This window comes from Polaribacter sp. AHE13PA (genome assembly GCF_019278505.1).
Taxonomy (GTDB): Bacteria; Bacteroidota; Bacteroidia; order Flavobacteriales; family Flavobacteriaceae; genus Polaribacter.
The window spans coordinates 2,321,916-2,336,121 of sequence record NZ_CP058985.1 but is presented as its reverse complement, the minus strand read 5'-3'; the positions used below and the strand labels follow the sequence as shown (position 1 = coordinate 2,336,121).

At 31.0% G+C, this 14,206-nt stretch carries 10 protein-coding genes; 8 read left to right on the top strand and 2 right to left on the bottom strand.

Annotation, left to right across the window (positions count from 1 at the left end; genetic code table 11):
* Positions 1-105: 105 nt before the first annotated feature.
* The 4 genes from H0I28_RS10140 (at position 106) to H0I28_RS10125 (ending at position 9,700) form a co-directional block, all read left to right on the top strand.
* Positions 106-3,231: a TonB-dependent receptor gene (locus H0I28_RS10140; RefSeq protein WP_218754393.1), complete on the top strand. Its 3,126-nt coding sequence runs from the start codon at positions 106-108 to the stop codon at positions 3,229-3,231.
* 39 nt (positions 3,232-3,270) lie between these two features.
* Entirely contained in the window at positions 3,271-4,887 is a 1,617-nt protein-coding gene (locus tag H0I28_RS10135) for a RagB/SusD family nutrient uptake outer membrane protein (RefSeq protein WP_218731349.1), read from the top strand.
* Between the two features lie 427 nt (positions 4,888-5,314).
* The gene (locus H0I28_RS10130) at positions 5,315-8,326 is read left to right on the top strand and encodes a TonB-dependent receptor (RefSeq protein WP_218759037.1); all 3,012 of its coding nucleotides are present in this window, start codon (positions 5,315-5,317) and stop codon (positions 8,324-8,326) included.
* Positions 8,327-8,344: 18 nt separating this feature from the next.
* Positions 8,345-9,700, top strand: a complete 1,356-nt coding sequence (locus H0I28_RS10125) for a RagB/SusD family nutrient uptake outer membrane protein (RefSeq protein ID WP_218759036.1) — start codon at positions 8,345-8,347, stop codon at positions 9,698-9,700.
* A gap of 99 nt (positions 9,701-9,799) precedes the next feature.
* Here H0I28_RS10125 and H0I28_RS10120 read toward each other — a convergent pair whose 3' ends face one another.
* Both H0I28_RS10120 and pyrF read right to left on the bottom strand, forming a co-directional pair.
* Positions 9,800-10,582, bottom strand: coding sequence for an ABC transporter substrate-binding protein (locus H0I28_RS10120; protein ID WP_218759035.1), 783 nt, complete (start codon positions 10,580-10,582; stop codon positions 9,800-9,802).
* 4 nt (positions 10,583-10,586) lie between these two features.
* Positions 10,587-11,402 (bottom strand): orotidine-5'-phosphate decarboxylase, encoded by an 816-nt coding sequence (pyrF, locus tag H0I28_RS10115; RefSeq protein WP_218759034.1) that lies wholly within the window; start codon positions 11,400-11,402, stop codon positions 10,587-10,589.
* Between the two features lie 103 nt (positions 11,403-11,505).
* Here pyrF and H0I28_RS10110 point away from each other — a divergent pair, with 103 nt between their 5' ends.
* The 4 genes from H0I28_RS10110 (at position 11,506) to H0I28_RS10095 (ending at position 14,192) form a co-directional block, all read left to right on the top strand.
* A complete protein-coding gene (locus H0I28_RS10110) occupies positions 11,506-11,997 on the top strand; it encodes a TlpA disulfide reductase family protein (protein ID WP_218759033.1) in 492 nt (163 codons plus the stop codon).
* A 236-nt stretch (positions 11,998-12,233) separates the two neighbouring features.
* On the top strand, positions 12,234-12,992 hold the full coding sequence (gene tpiA / locus H0I28_RS10105; RefSeq protein ID WP_218731343.1) for a triose-phosphate isomerase: 759 nt from the start codon (positions 12,234-12,236) through the stop codon (positions 12,990-12,992).
* Positions 12,993-13,070: 78 nt separating this feature from the next.
* A complete protein-coding gene (gene prmA, locus H0I28_RS10100) occupies positions 13,071-13,907 on the top strand; it encodes a 50S ribosomal protein L11 methyltransferase (protein ID WP_218759032.1) in 837 nt (278 codons plus the stop codon).
* Between the two features lie 9 nt (positions 13,908-13,916).
* Positions 13,917-14,192, top strand: a complete 276-nt coding sequence (locus H0I28_RS10095; protein ID WP_165732346.1) for an ATP-dependent Clp protease adaptor ClpS — start codon at positions 13,917-13,919, stop codon at positions 14,190-14,192.
* Positions 14,193-14,206 lie beyond the last annotated feature (14 nt).

The following is a 14,206-nucleotide window of genomic DNA, read 5'->3' as shown; positions in this document are numbered from 1 at the left end:
AATTAATGTTTGTTATTTAAAAAATAAATAAATGTTAATCTTTATTTTTTATATTAAGAAAATTTTATGATTTTTGGAACATAATTAATTCAAATAGATATTACAATGAAAAAATTTTTTAAGGTATCCCTAATACTTTTTTTGGGGTTGATTGTGCAAGTTACTTTTGCTCAAAAGAAAACTATTTCTGGGACTGTCTCAGATGAGTCAGGGAGTTTACCTGGTGTAAGTGTTTTAGTAAAAGGTACTAGTATAGGAGTAGAAACAGATTTTGATGGAAACTACAAAATTGCTAGTAAAAGTGGCGACGTATTAGTTTTTAGTTACTTGGGGTACAAATCTACACAAAAGAAAGTAGGTGCTTCTTCTGTTATTAATGTAGTTTTACAAGAAGATAGTAGTGTTTTAGAAGAGGTTATTGTTGTTGCTTATGGTACAACAACTAAAGAAGCTTTTACGGGTTCTGCAAATGTTGTTGGAGCAAAAGATTTAGCACTTAGATCTGTAACGTCTCCAATTGGAGCTATTGAAGGTAAGGCAACTGGTGTACAGTTTGTTGCAGCATCAGGTCAACCAGGTTCTTCTCCTTCAATTGTAATTCGTGGTGTTGGTACTCTTAACGGTAGTTCAACTCCTTTATACATTATAGACGGAATTCAGTTTGATGGTTCTTTAAGTTCGATCAATCAAGATGATATTGCTTCTATGACAGTTTTAAAAGATGCGGCTTCAACGTCATTATATGGTTCTAGAGCAGCAAATGGTGTAGTTATTATTACAACTAAAAAAGGAAGAAATAATAAAACAACTGTTAGTGCATCTACACAATACAGTGTTATTACAAGATCTGTACCTAATTATGATATGGTGGGAGCAGGTTCTTATTATGAGTTAATGTGGGAAGGTTACAAGAACACAATAGGTGGTGCAAATCCAGAAATTGAAGCTTCTGCAAAAATATTTAATCAATTAGGTTATAACCCATTTAATGTAGCAAATGATCAAATTGTTGGTACTGACGGTAAATTAAATCCTAATGCAGAACTTACATATGAGTCTTTAGATTGGTTCGATTTTTTAGAAAGAACTGGTAGTAGAAAAAATCACTCTGTAAATGTTGCTTCTGGTGGCGAAAATCATTCTATATTTTATTCTGCATCTTATTTAAAAGAAGAAGGGTATGTTATTGAAAGTGATTATGAAAGAGTAACTAATAGATTAAATGCAGATTTTAAATTAACCGATAATATTTCTGCTGGTGGTAGTGTGTATATTACAGCTACAGATTCTCATGGACCAACTAGTGGAGGAGGGTCTTCTACAGCAAATCCTTTTAGTTGGGCTAATAGTCTAGGTCCTATTTACCCTGTTTATCAAGTAGATAGTAATGGTAAAATTGTAAATGATGCTTCAGGCAACCCTTTATACGATTTAGGAGAAGGATATCCAGATAGTAATATTCAAACAAGACCTTACAATCCAGGAAGACATGGTATTGCTGAGTTAATTTTAAATGAAGATCAAGATAAGTTAAACTTATATGGATTTAGAAATTATCTTGAAGTTAAGCTTGCAGAAGGATTAAAAGCTAAAGTAACTTATGGTAGAGATATTCAAGATAATATTACTAAAGGTTATGAGAACGAAACAGTAGGTGATGGAGCACCAACAGGTAGATATAGTGAAGATAGATACAGAAGAGTTATAGAGAATTTTAATCAAATTTTAACTTATAATACTTCTTTAAAAGATGTTCATAATATAGATGTTACTTTGGGGCATGAAAGTTTTGATAGAAACTTTTCTACATTAGGTGGTATTGCTAATACTCAAACTGCTACAGGTATTTATGAATTTGATAATTTTGCTGCAGGAGATAATGTAAATGGAAATAGTACAGATCATAGAATAGAAGGTTATTTTGCTAGATTAAACTATGATTTTGATAGCAAATATTACTTAAGTGCTTCTGTAAGAAGAGATGGTACTTCTAGATTTTCTAAAGATGCACGTTGGGGAACTTTTTATTCATTAGGTGGTTCTTGGAGAATTGATCAAGAAAAATTTATGGATAATGTTTCTTTTATAGATCAATTAAAATTAAGAGCATCTTACGGTGAAATTGGTAATGAAAGAGTTGGTTCTTATTACGCTTCTCAAGCATTATATGAAATTATTCCTAACGCAGGTGCACCTGGTATTATTTGGAGTAATACAGGAAATGTAGAATTAGAGTGGGAAAACCAAGTTAGTTGGGATGTTGCTTTAGAATTTAGTATGTTTAATAATGTATTAGATGGTTCTGTAGAATTTTACAAAAAATCTTCTCAAGATTTATTATATGAATTAGGTATTCCTCTTTCAGAAGGATTAGATGTATTCCCTACAAACTTAGGAGATCTTTACAACCAAGGTATAGAAGTAAGTTTAACAGGTCACTTATTAAGAACAAAAGATTTTAATTGGGATTTAAGTGTGCAAGCGAGTACTTTTAAAAATGAAATTACAAAAATTGATAGTCCTGCAGATAACGGATCTAAACGTTGGGAAGAAGGAAGATCTATATATGATTACTACATTTACCATTATGCAGGAGTAGATGTAGATAATGGAGATGCTTTATACTATATGTTTGAAGATACAGATACAGGTGGAAGAACAGCTGTTTTAAATGCAGATGGAACACAGGCAACTACTAACGATTATCAAGAAGCTGGAGAAGCATTTACAGATAGTAGTAGTATTCCAGATTTATTAGGATCTATTTCTAACTCGTTTAGATATAAACAATTTTCTTTAGATTTCTTATTTACTTTTGGTATCGGAGGAGATGTTTTAGATAGTGGATATTCTTCATTAATGCACCCAGGTACTTTTGGTAGAGCTTTACATGTAGATGCAGAAAATGCTTGGAGAGCTCCAGGAGATATTACAGACGTACCTCGTTTAGAAAACGGAAACCCTAACCAAACAATTGGTGGTTCTACTCGTTTCTTAACAGATGCATCTTACCTTTCTTTAAAAAACGTAAACTTAGGATATAGTTTTGATAAGGATGTTGCAGAAAAATTAGGTTTAAGTAATTTACGTATTTCTCTTTCTGGTGAAAATATTTTTATTAGTACAGAAAGAACAGGTTTAAATCCTCAATATAGTTTATCTGGTACATCAGGCGGATATGATTATAGTCCTTCTAGAACAGTAACTTTAGGGTTAAATTTAACTTTCTAGAAATTATTAAATTATAAATTATAAATAAAATATTATATTATGTTACGAAAAATTAATCTATTAATTTTAGGATTATTAGTAGTATTTGTTACTAGTTGTGAAGAAGAATTTCTAGAAACAACACCAACAGATTCTATTGCAGAGGCAGATGCTTTTGCAAGTGTAGACAATATGTTTTTGGTATTAAACGGACTGCATAGAGTAATGTATGCTCAAAATCCTATATCAGGAGGAACTTCAAGTAGAAGTGGACAGAGTTTTTATATGCCAGCTTTAGATGCTATGGGCGCTCAAATGATTCATTCATCACCAGGAAATGGTTGGATGACAAATGAATTAAGATGGTTAACACATACCAATGCAAATTTTACAACAGTAAGTAATTTTTGGTACATGCGTTACCATATTATAGCATCATCTAACAATTTAATTAATTTAATTGAATCAAATGGTTTTCCAAAAGCAGATGAAGATGTAAGAAATATTCTTGGTCAAGCTTATGCGTATAGAGCTTGGGCGTATCATCAGTTAATTTCAACATTTGCAAAAGGGTACTTAATTGGTGATCCTGCTACAGATGCTGGTGTTCCTTTATTGTTAATTACAGGTACTCCTTATACAAGTGCTCCTAGATCTACAGTTCAAGTTGTTTACGATCAAATAAATTCAGATATCGCAAATTCTATTAGTTTCTTTGATGGTGCTTCTAGTCCAGAAAATAAATCTCATTTATCTATAAATGCAGCTCAAGGTTTAAAAGCAAGAATAGATTTAACACAAGGTAAATGGCAAGATGCAGCAGATGCGGCAGTAGCTGCACGTGAAGGTTTTCCTTTGTTAGATGAAGCTACTTGGTTATCTGGTTTTAATACAGTAGATCTTTCTGAAGTAATTTGGGGAGGAACTGTTATTGAGTCAGAAACAAACTTTTTCCAATCTTTCTTCTACTTTATTAGTCCAACTTTTAATGGAAGTCAAAATAGATCAAACCCTAAGTTAATGAATAAAGAAGTTTATGATGCAATTCCATCTACAGACTTTAGAATTAACATGGCATTACCATGGGCTCCAAATACAAATTCTTCTGCATCTAATGGCGAAGGTGGTAGTTTTGAGACTGATCCTAATTATGATACTGAAGAAGAATTTTTTGCAGCAAAAGATTCAGTTATAGATAAATATGGTATGACTTCTGCGCACAACACACACCCATATATGGCGGTTAAGTTTTTACAGAAAAATCCAGGATCTATTGATCCAGATGATGTACTTTATATGCGTTCATCAGAAATGTATTTAATAGAGGCTGAAGCTAAAGCAATGTTATCAGATGTTTCAGGTGCTCAAACAGCTCTTCAGGCTTTTGGATCAGCAAGAGATACTGATTATGATTCTTCTGTATTTACTTCTGTAGATGCTTTAATGGATCACATTAAATGGCAAAGAAGAGTAGAACTTTATGGAGAAGGATTTAGTTTTCATGATCACATCCGTTGGGATGAAGGAATTGATTTAACTAATTCTGGAGCTGATGATAATTTATATAGAGATGGTTTTATTCAAGAAAAGCCTTCTTTAAATGACGGTTGGATTTGGAAAATTCCACAAGCAGAAATTGATGCAAATCCAAACTTAACTGAAGCGGATCAAAATTAAGAAAACTTAGTTTTTTTATAAATATAAAAGCCATCTCGAAAGAGGTGGCTTTTTTACGTGTTTTATTTAATAATAAAAAAATAAAAGTGTTTTTAAGTAAATGATACTTTTTTTAAAATTAAATTTTAGTAGAATATTTTAATTTTATCAATTCGTTTTTTTTTTGTTTTATAAGTCTAAAGTGTGTAATTGATAAATTAAGGTTAAATATATTTTTATATAGTAAATTGTTGGTATTAAAATTATCAAATTAATTATTCTTTAAGAAGGTTTGAATTGTATTATCGTTACTATATTTAGGTTTTTACTGAATTTTGTTTACTGAAACTCCCTTTTTGTTAGGCAATCACTAAATAAAAGTGCTGTTATATTTTTTGTTTTAAGAAAAATTTAAGATTTTTGATATAATTAATTCAAATAAAATATAATGGATAGAAGAATTTTAAAAGCAACCCTAACACTATTTTTAGGGCTTATTGTGCAAATTACTTTTGCGCAAAAGAAAACTGTTACTGGTACTGTTTCAGATACATCAGGAAAACTACCAGGAGTTAGTGTAGCTCTAAAAGGCACTAGTGTAGGAACAGAAACCGATTTTGAAGGTAATTATACTATTTCTGTAACTGAAGGAGATATTTTGGTTTTTAGTTATTTAGGATATAAATCAAATCAAAAAAAAATAGGGAAGCTTAATACAATTAATGTATTACTAGAAGAAGATAGTAGTGAGTTAGATGAAGTGGTTATTGTTGGTTACGGTACTCAAAGTAAGAGAAAATTAACAGACAATATTGTAAAATTAAGTTCAGATGATATAGCAGATGTACCTACACCTAGTGTTATGAATTCATTAGCAGGTAAGGCTGCTGGGGTTCAAATTAGTCAAACAAACGGTAAGGTAGAAGGTGGCTTAAATTTTAGAATTAGAGGGCAGTCTAGTATTAGTGCTGGTTCAGATCCTTTATATGTATTAGACGGAATTCCATTAATAAACAACAATGAGTCTAGTAATGGAGCTCCTACAAATCCATTATTAACTTTAAGTCCAAATGAAATTGAATCTATAGATATTTTAAAAGATGCTTCATCGGCGGCAATTTATGGAGCAAGAGGTGCAAACGGAGTTGTGCTTATTACAACAAAGTCTGGTAAAGAAGGCAAAGCAAAGTTTTCTGTAAATATTTCTAGTGGAATAAGTGAAAAAGCAAACTCTAGAGATTGGTTAAATGCAGAACAATATGTTGAGTTGCTTTTAGAATCTGGTAAAAATGGTTTAGCTGTTGAGGGTTGGCCAGCAGAAGGGTATGTAGAAGAAAGGTTAGATAGGTATTCTGATAATACATGGAGAGAAGGAACGTATGATACAGATTGGGAAGACCTTGCTTTGGTTAAAGGATATACTAGAGATGCAGATTTTTCTATTTCTGGAGGAGATGCAAAAACAACTTACTTCTTTTCTGGTGCTTATAATGATACTAAAGGTATTGTAAGAGGAAATGAATTAAATAGAATAAGTTCTCGTTTAAATGTTACTCATAAATTAACAGATAAATTTTCTGCAGGAATGAATTTAAGTTTCTCTAGAACAAATATTGATAGGATTGCAGATGATAATGCATTTGTATCACCATTACAAGCAATTGCACAACCACCAATTTCTCCAGATTTTGTAGATGGAGAACCTTTTGAAGGTACGCCGTATGCAAATTTTCTATTACAAGATAAACATGCATATTACAATACAATTATTAGAAGAGTAACAGGTAAAGTTTTTGCAGCATATCAATTTACAGATAATTTAAAATTTAATTCAGATTTTGCATACGATTTGTATTCTCAGACAGAAGATAGTTTTACAGGAAGTTTAGCTCCTTTTCAATCTACAAACGGAGAGGCTTTTGCTTCTAATGTAAATACAGAAAACTATATTTTTAGTAACTATTTAAGTTATAATAAAACTTTTGGCGAAAATCATGATTTAGATGTTATTCTTGGTACAGAATTAAATAAGAGTAAAAGAAGGTTTAATAGTGTTACTGGACAGCAATTTCCAACAGACGATTTTCAAACAATAAGTTCAGCTGCAGAAATTACTGCAGGTTCTGGTAGTTTTACAGAATATGCTTTTGTTTCTTACTTTACCAGAGCAACTTATGCTTATAAAGATAGATACTTATTTAAAGCAAGTTTTAGAAGAGATGGTTCTTCAAGATTTGGTAGCGACTCTAGATTTGGTGTTTTTCCTGCTTTTTCTGCAGGTTGGATTCTTTCTGAAGAAAACTTTCTAGCAGAGAGTTCTGCAATCTCTTTCTTAAAATTAAGAGCTAGTTACGGTCAAGTAGGAAATGCAGAAATAGGAAATTTTGCTTCTAGAGGTTTATTTGGTGGAGTTTCATATAATCAAAAACCAGGTATTGCACCAATTCAAGCAGGTAATAATGAGTTAAGTTGGGAAACATCAGACCAAAGTGATGTAGCAATAGAATATGGTCTTTTTAACGGAGTACTTTCTGGGGAAGTAGCTTATTATGTAAAAGATACAAAAGAATTATTATTTGAACAACCTTTGCCTTTATCTTCTGGAGCGCCAGAGCAAGGAGGTATTAATAATAATATTGGTAGAATGAAAAGTGATGGTGTTGAATTCTCTATTACTTCTAAAAACATTCAAACAAACGATTTAAAATGGACTACAAGTTTTAATATTGGAACAAACAATAATGAAATAATTGAATTACCAGAGGGACAAGATGTTGTTAATGGTCAGAATATTTTAAGAGAAGGAGAGGCTGTAAATTCCTTATACTTAATAGAGTATGCTGGTGTAGATATTGATAATGGTGATGCATTGTATTATTTAAATACAGATGATGGAAATGGAAACTTAGATAGAGGTACTACAAACGATCCAAATGCTGCAAGTAGAGTTGTAGCAGGAAATCCTTTTCCAGAAGTTATAGCAGGTCTTACAAATACTGTTCTTTATAAAGATTTTGATTTTACAATGACTTTTCAAGGAGAATGGGGAGCAAGTATATATAATGGAGGTGGACGTTTTCAGTCTGTAAATGGAGACTGGTTTGATAATCAAACGCTAGATCAATTAGATAGATGGCAAAACCCAGGAGATATAACAAATGTACCACAAGCAAGATTAGGTGCTGGTAATGGTACAAGTCATTCTACAAGATTTTTAGAAAAAGGAGATTTTGTTAGACTTAGAAACATAACATTAGGATATTCAATTCCAAAGCCATTAATTGATAAAATGGGATTATCTAAGTTAAGACTATATTTAAGTGGTCTTAATTTGTTAACAATAACAGATTACACAGGTTATGACCCAGAATCTAGAAGTGATGCAGGTGGTGTAGGTCAAACGTTCTATTCTGCTCCTGCAGCAAAAACACTTTCAATAGGTCTTAACGTAACTTTTTAATTTAAAAACTTTATAAAAATGAAAATAATAAAATATACATTAATTTTAGTTTTATTTTTTACAATTATTAGTTGTGAAAAAGAGCTAGATATTGAGCCAGCACAAAGTATATCTACAGAAAAGGCATTGTCTACAGAAGATAATGTTCTAAATATTTTAGTAGGTACATATACAGAGGCAGGAGAAAGTTCATCATTTGGTGGAGATACACAGATTATTGCAGATTTGTTAGGGAACACAACTCAAATGAGTTGGGGAGGTACTTTTGTAGATCCAAGGCAATTTAATTCTAAAGGTGTTTTAGTAAACAATGGTTTTGTAGAAGATGTTTGGGGAAATTCTTATGAAGTAATTAACCAGGCAAATTTGGTTATAGATAATTTATCTATAATTACAAGTGGTGCAGCAGATAATGCAGAAGGAGAAGCTAAGTTTTTAAGAGCTCTAATGTATTTTGATTTAGTTCGTCATTTTGGTAAACCTTATGAAGCAGGAGTAAGTAATACTCAGTTAGGTGTACCTTTGCATTTAAATGGTATTATTGATTATGGTATAGATTTAAATATTGCTAGAAATACTGTTGAAGAGGTTTATAGTCAGATTATAGCTGACTTAAATGATGCTTTTTCTAAATTACCAGAATCTAATGATATTTTTGCAGATAAATATGCGGCAGAAGCTTTACTAGCTAAAGTATATTTTCAACAAGGTAATTATGCAGCAGCAAGAGATGCAGCAAATGATGTAATAACAAACAGTGGTCATACTTTAGCGCCAACTTATAGTGGTGCTTTTAATAATGATGTAGATAGTGTAGAAGATCTTTTTGCTTTTCAAGTAACGTCTCAAGGTGGAGATAATGATTTTATCACATTTTATGCTTCTCAAGATTTTGGAGGTAGACAAGGTGATATTGATTTACAAGCAGGTTTTTTCGAATTGTTTGATGACGCTGTAAATGATGAAAGGTATAGTTTTACATACATCAGTTCAGACACTGGTGGAACTTTAACCTCAAAATATACAAATCAGTTTGCTAACATTACTGTTTTAAGAATAGCAGATATGCATTTGGTAAGAGCAGAATCTAACTTTAGAGAAGGTACAAGTGTTGGTTTATCTCCTTTAGATGAAGTTAATGCTGTAAGAGCAAGATCTAACGCAGCTGCTTTAAGTACATTAACTTTAGATGTATTGTTTAATGAAAGACAATTAGAGTTGTCTTTTGAAGGTCAATTAATTCATGATATTAAGAGGACTCAAACAAATGTTGGTGCATTATCTTATGATGCAGATGAATTAGTTTTACCTATTCCGCAAGCGGAAATGGATACAAATACTTTAATGGTTCAGAACTCAGGATACGTTAATTAGAGTACATTTTAAAACAAAAAAGAAAGGCTATTTTTAATTAAATAGCCTTTCTTTTTTATCTATAATTGAGTGATTCTTTGTTAGATATAACTTTTTACTTTAATGAAGACTTTTAAAGTAGTCAAAAGCCTTTATAAGTCTACTTCCTGTCCAAGAAAACATTTCTCCATCTACAAGTATCGCTTTGGCTTTAGGTGTAAAATTTTCTATTTCTAAGATATGCTCTTCCTTAAAAGGAAAAGGTTCTGATGATAACAAAATAAAATCTAATTGGGTATTTAATTTCATTTCTTCCAAATCCACTTCAGGGTAGCGTTCTTTATGCTGATAGATATTATCAAACTTGTTTAATTCTAGTAAATGATTGATAAAAGTTGTATTACCAACTGCCATCCAAGGAGATTTCCAAATAAAATAAACAACTTTTTTAGACTCTTTCTGCTTAATAAATTCTTTAAAACTAGTTAACTCGATATTAATTTTATCAATAATTTCTAACGCTTTATTTTCTACAGAAAAGAGGTTTCCGTATTGTTTAATAAGTTCTAAATTATCATCAATAGTAAAAATATCAGAAACATGAGTGGGCGCAATTTTTTCGCATGCTTGTACAATCTCTTTAGTATTCTCTTCTTTATTACAAAGGATGATATCAGGCTGTAAAGCCTTTATTTTATCAATATGAATACTTTTTGTACCGCCAACAACTGTTTTGGTTTCTTTTAAGTGAGCAGGATGTATACAAAATTTTGTAATGCCAACAATAGCATCTTCTAAGCCTAAATCTATCAATAATTCTGTTAAACTGGGTACAAGACTAATAATTCGTTTTGGCGTTTTTTCTAACGCTAAAATTCTACCTATTTGATCTTGAAAGTTCATAAGATTATTGTGCTAAAATTACAGCCATTTCTTGTTGTAATTCTTCAGCTTTTAAAGCAGCATTTTGTGCAAATTTTTCATCATTAGAAGCGTAAATAATTCCTCTAGAAGAATTTATTAATAAACCAATATTTTCTGATAAACCATATTTACAAACATCTTGTAAATTTCCTCCTTGTGCACCAACACCAGGAACTAAAAGAAAAGAGTAAGGTACAATTTTTCTGATTTCTGTAAAATATTCTGCTTTAGTTGCGCCAACAACATACATTAAGTTTTCAGAATTTTTCCATCCTTTAGAGGTTTCTAAAACCTCTTTGTATAGTTCTCTTCCATTCACTTCTTTAGTCTGAAAATCGAAAGCACCCTCATTAGAAGTTAGGGCCAACATAATAGTATGCTTGTTTTTAAAAGCTAAAAATGGCTCTACAGAATCTTTCCCCATATAAGGTGCAACAGTAACAGAATCGAACGCTAAGTCTTCTAAAAAAGCTTTTGCGTACATGGTAGAGGTGTTGCCGATATCGCCACGTTTTGCATCTGCAATTGTGTAGATTTCTGGGTAGTTTTTATTTAAATACTGAATTGTTTTTTCTAAAGATTGCCAACCTTTTATACCGTAAGCTTCATAAAAAGCAGTATTAGGTTTATAGGCAACACACAAATGATGCGTAGCATCGATAATTGCTTTGTTAAATGCAAAAATAGGATCTTCTTCTTTTAAAAGATGTTGCGGAATTTTGGTCAAATCCACATCCAATCCAATGCATAAAAATGATTTTTTCTTTTTAATTTGGGCAATAAGTTCTTGTGTTGTCATTTGTTTTCTATAAGTTTTGCAAAAATAGGTATTTTTGTTTTTAAACAAAGCGTCTAATTGTAAGTATTGAGATCTTTAGGAGACAAAAAATAAAAAATAAGTAATGTTCAAAAAAATAATAGTCTTAGTTTTCGTGTCGTTTTTAGCGAGTTGTAGTTTAGAAACTCCAACCGAATTTTCAGAAAAAGCACTTCTAGAAAAAGTGTACGATTTAAACGACGAAGTAAGTACGTTTAAAGACGTAATTGATCAATATAAAGGAAAAAAGGTTTTAATTGATGTTTGGGCATCTTGGTGTAGAGATTGTTTAGTAGGAATGCCTAAAGTAAAAGAATTGCAAACAGCGTTTCCCGAAGTAGTGTATTTATTTTTATCTGTTGATGAAAAAAAGTCCTCGTGGAAAAGAGGTGTAAAACGTTATGATGTTATTGGAGAACATTACAATTTACCACAAGGAATGAAGAAAGGAGATTTGGTTGGTTTTTTAAATCTTAGTTGGATTCCTAGATATGTTGTGGTTGATGAAAATGGAAAAATAACATTATTTAATGCTACAGATGCTTCTGATGAAAATATAATTAAAGCATTAAAATAATAAATATTTTGATAGCCTTTTACTCTTGTTTTTTCGTTATAAATAGTCATTTATTAAGTCCTTTTTCTATCAGCGATAACGGTTTAAGATCTTTTTAATACATTAAAAAAAAACTATATAAAACGTTATAGTAACTATTTGCTTTTCTGGGTGTTTTTTGTCTTTCCATTTCTTAAATTTACATCCAAATTAATAAAAACATTAACAAGGGCCTTTTAGGTGATAAAATAATAATTATGAGAACAAAAATAGTAGCAGGTAACTGGAAAATGAACAATGATAAGAAAGAAAGTAAAAAACTTATCAAAGATTTAAAAAAAGCAATTAAAAAAGAGAAATTAAAAAATACTCGTGTTATTGTTGCTCCTACTTTTGTAAACTTATCGGCTTCTTTAAAAGTAGCAGACGGTTCTGCTATTGAAGTAGTTGCTCAGAATATGCACCAAGCTAAAAATGGAGCTTATACAGGAGAGATTTCTGCAGATATGTTAAAAGCAATCGGAATTAAAACGGTTATTTTAGGACACTCTGAAAGAAGAACTTATTTTAATGAAACAGATGAATCTTTAGCAGCAAAAGTAGATGCTATTTTAGAAAATGATTTAGAAACAATTTTTTGTTTTGGAGAATTATTAGAAGACAGAAAATCTGAAAACCATTTTGCAGTAGTAGAAAGCCAAATTTCTAATGCATTATTTCATTTAGGAGCAGATGCTTGGAAAAGCATTATTTTAGCCTATGAACCAGTTTGGGCAATTGGTACAGGAGAAACTGCAAGTGCAGAACAAGCGCAAGAAATGCATGCTTTTATTAGAAGTATTGTTGCTAAAAAATACAATCAAGAAGTTGCAGATGCTGTTTCTATCTTATACGGAGGAAGTGTAAAACCTGCAAATGCAGAAGAAATTTTCTCTAAACCAGACGTAGATGGTGGGTTAATTGGTGGAGCTGCTTTAAATGTAGATGATTTTACAGGAATTATTAAAGCTATTTAAGCATCGTACTTAAAAATATTTACAATAAATTTGCATTGAGATTTTAAAATCTCGATGCATTTTTTTTACAAGACATTTATGGATAATATTTATATAGAATACAATTTTACAGTAACACCAAAAGAACCAGCAACAGAAATTTTAATTGCAGAATTAGGAGAGGTTGGTTTTGAAAGTTTTGTTGAAAATGAAAACGGAGTAATAGCTTACATTCAGAAAGACGATTGGAGCGCTACTGTTTTAGAGGATATTTTTGTTTTAAACTCTGAAGAGTTTTCTATAGAATACGATCAAAAAGAGATTGAGCAAACAAACTGGAATGCAGAGTGGGAAAAGAATTTTTCACCTATTCAGGTGGAAGACGTGGTTAGTATTCGTGCGCCATTTCATGAAAACCCTCATTTAAAATATGATATTGTAATTGAGCCAAAAATGAGTTTTGGTACTGGTCATCATGAAACTACACACATGATGGTACAACATTTATTACAATTAGATTTAGAAGGGAAAAAAACATTAGATATGGGGTGTGGAACCGGAATTTTGGCAATTTTTGCTGAAATGAAAGGCGCAAATCCTATTGATGCTATCGATATTGATAATTGGTGTTATGAAAATTCTGTAGAGAACGTTGAGAGAAATAATTGTAAAAATATTTCGGTTTTTGAAGGAGAAGCAGCTCTTTTAGTAGATAAAAAATATGATGTTATTATTGCGAACATCAACAGAAATATTTTATTGATGGACATGCAAGCATACACGAATTGTTTAAATGATAATGGTGTACTTTTATTAAGTGGTTTTTATCAAGATGATATTCCTGTGATAGATGCAGAAGTTTCTAAATATAATTTAAAATTAGAAACTGTTATAGAAAGAAATAATTGGGTTGCATTAAAATACAATAAATTGTAATTTTGTAAAATGAGTACAAAAGAAAAAATACAAGAAGAGGTAGATGTCTTAGAACAAGAGGTTTTTCAGCATGAAATAGTATTGCATAATGATGATGTAAATACTTTTGATCATGTAATAGAATCTCTAGTTACTGTTTGTGAACATTCTTTTGAGCAAGCAGAGCAATGTGCAACTTTAGTTCACTACAAGGGAAAATGTACAGTTAAGTCTGGTGAACTTAAAGATTTAGAGCCAAGATGTTCTAAATTATTACAATTAGGTTTATCCGCAGAATTAGTATAATTGAAAATAAGTAG

Excerpts from the sequence above, each read along its gene's own strand:
- H0I28_RS10110 (WP_218759033.1), top strand. The coding sequence starts at position 11,506 with ATGTTCAAAAAAATAATAGTCTTAGTTTTCGTGTCGTTTTTAGCGAGT.
- H0I28_RS10125 (WP_218759036.1), top strand. The coding sequence starts at position 8,345 with ATGAAAATAATAAAATATACATTAATTTTAGTTTTATTTTTTACAATT.
- pyrF (WP_218759034.1), bottom strand. The coding sequence starts at position 11,402 with ATGACAACACAAGAACTTATTGCCCAAATTAAAAAGAAAAAATCATTT.
- H0I28_RS10130 (WP_218759037.1), top strand. The coding sequence starts at position 5,315 with ATGGATAGAAGAATTTTAAAAGCAACCCTAACACTATTTTTAGGGCTT.
- H0I28_RS10120 (WP_218759035.1), bottom strand. The coding sequence starts at position 10,582 with ATGAACTTTCAAGATCAAATAGGTAGAATTTTAGCGTTAGAAAAAACG.
- H0I28_RS10135 (WP_218731349.1), top strand. The coding sequence starts at position 3,271 with ATGTTACGAAAAATTAATCTATTAATTTTAGGATTATTAGTAGTATTT.
- H0I28_RS10095 (WP_165732346.1), top strand. The coding sequence starts at position 13,917 with ATGAGTACAAAAGAAAAAATACAAGAAGAGGTAGATGTCTTAGAACAA.
- H0I28_RS10140 (WP_218754393.1), top strand. The coding sequence starts at position 106 with ATGAAAAAATTTTTTAAGGTATCCCTAATACTTTTTTTGGGGTTGATT.
- prmA (WP_218759032.1), top strand. The coding sequence starts at position 13,071 with ATGGATAATATTTATATAGAATACAATTTTACAGTAACACCAAAAGAA.
- tpiA (WP_218731343.1), top strand. The coding sequence starts at position 12,234 with ATGAGAACAAAAATAGTAGCAGGTAACTGGAAAATGAACAATGATAAG.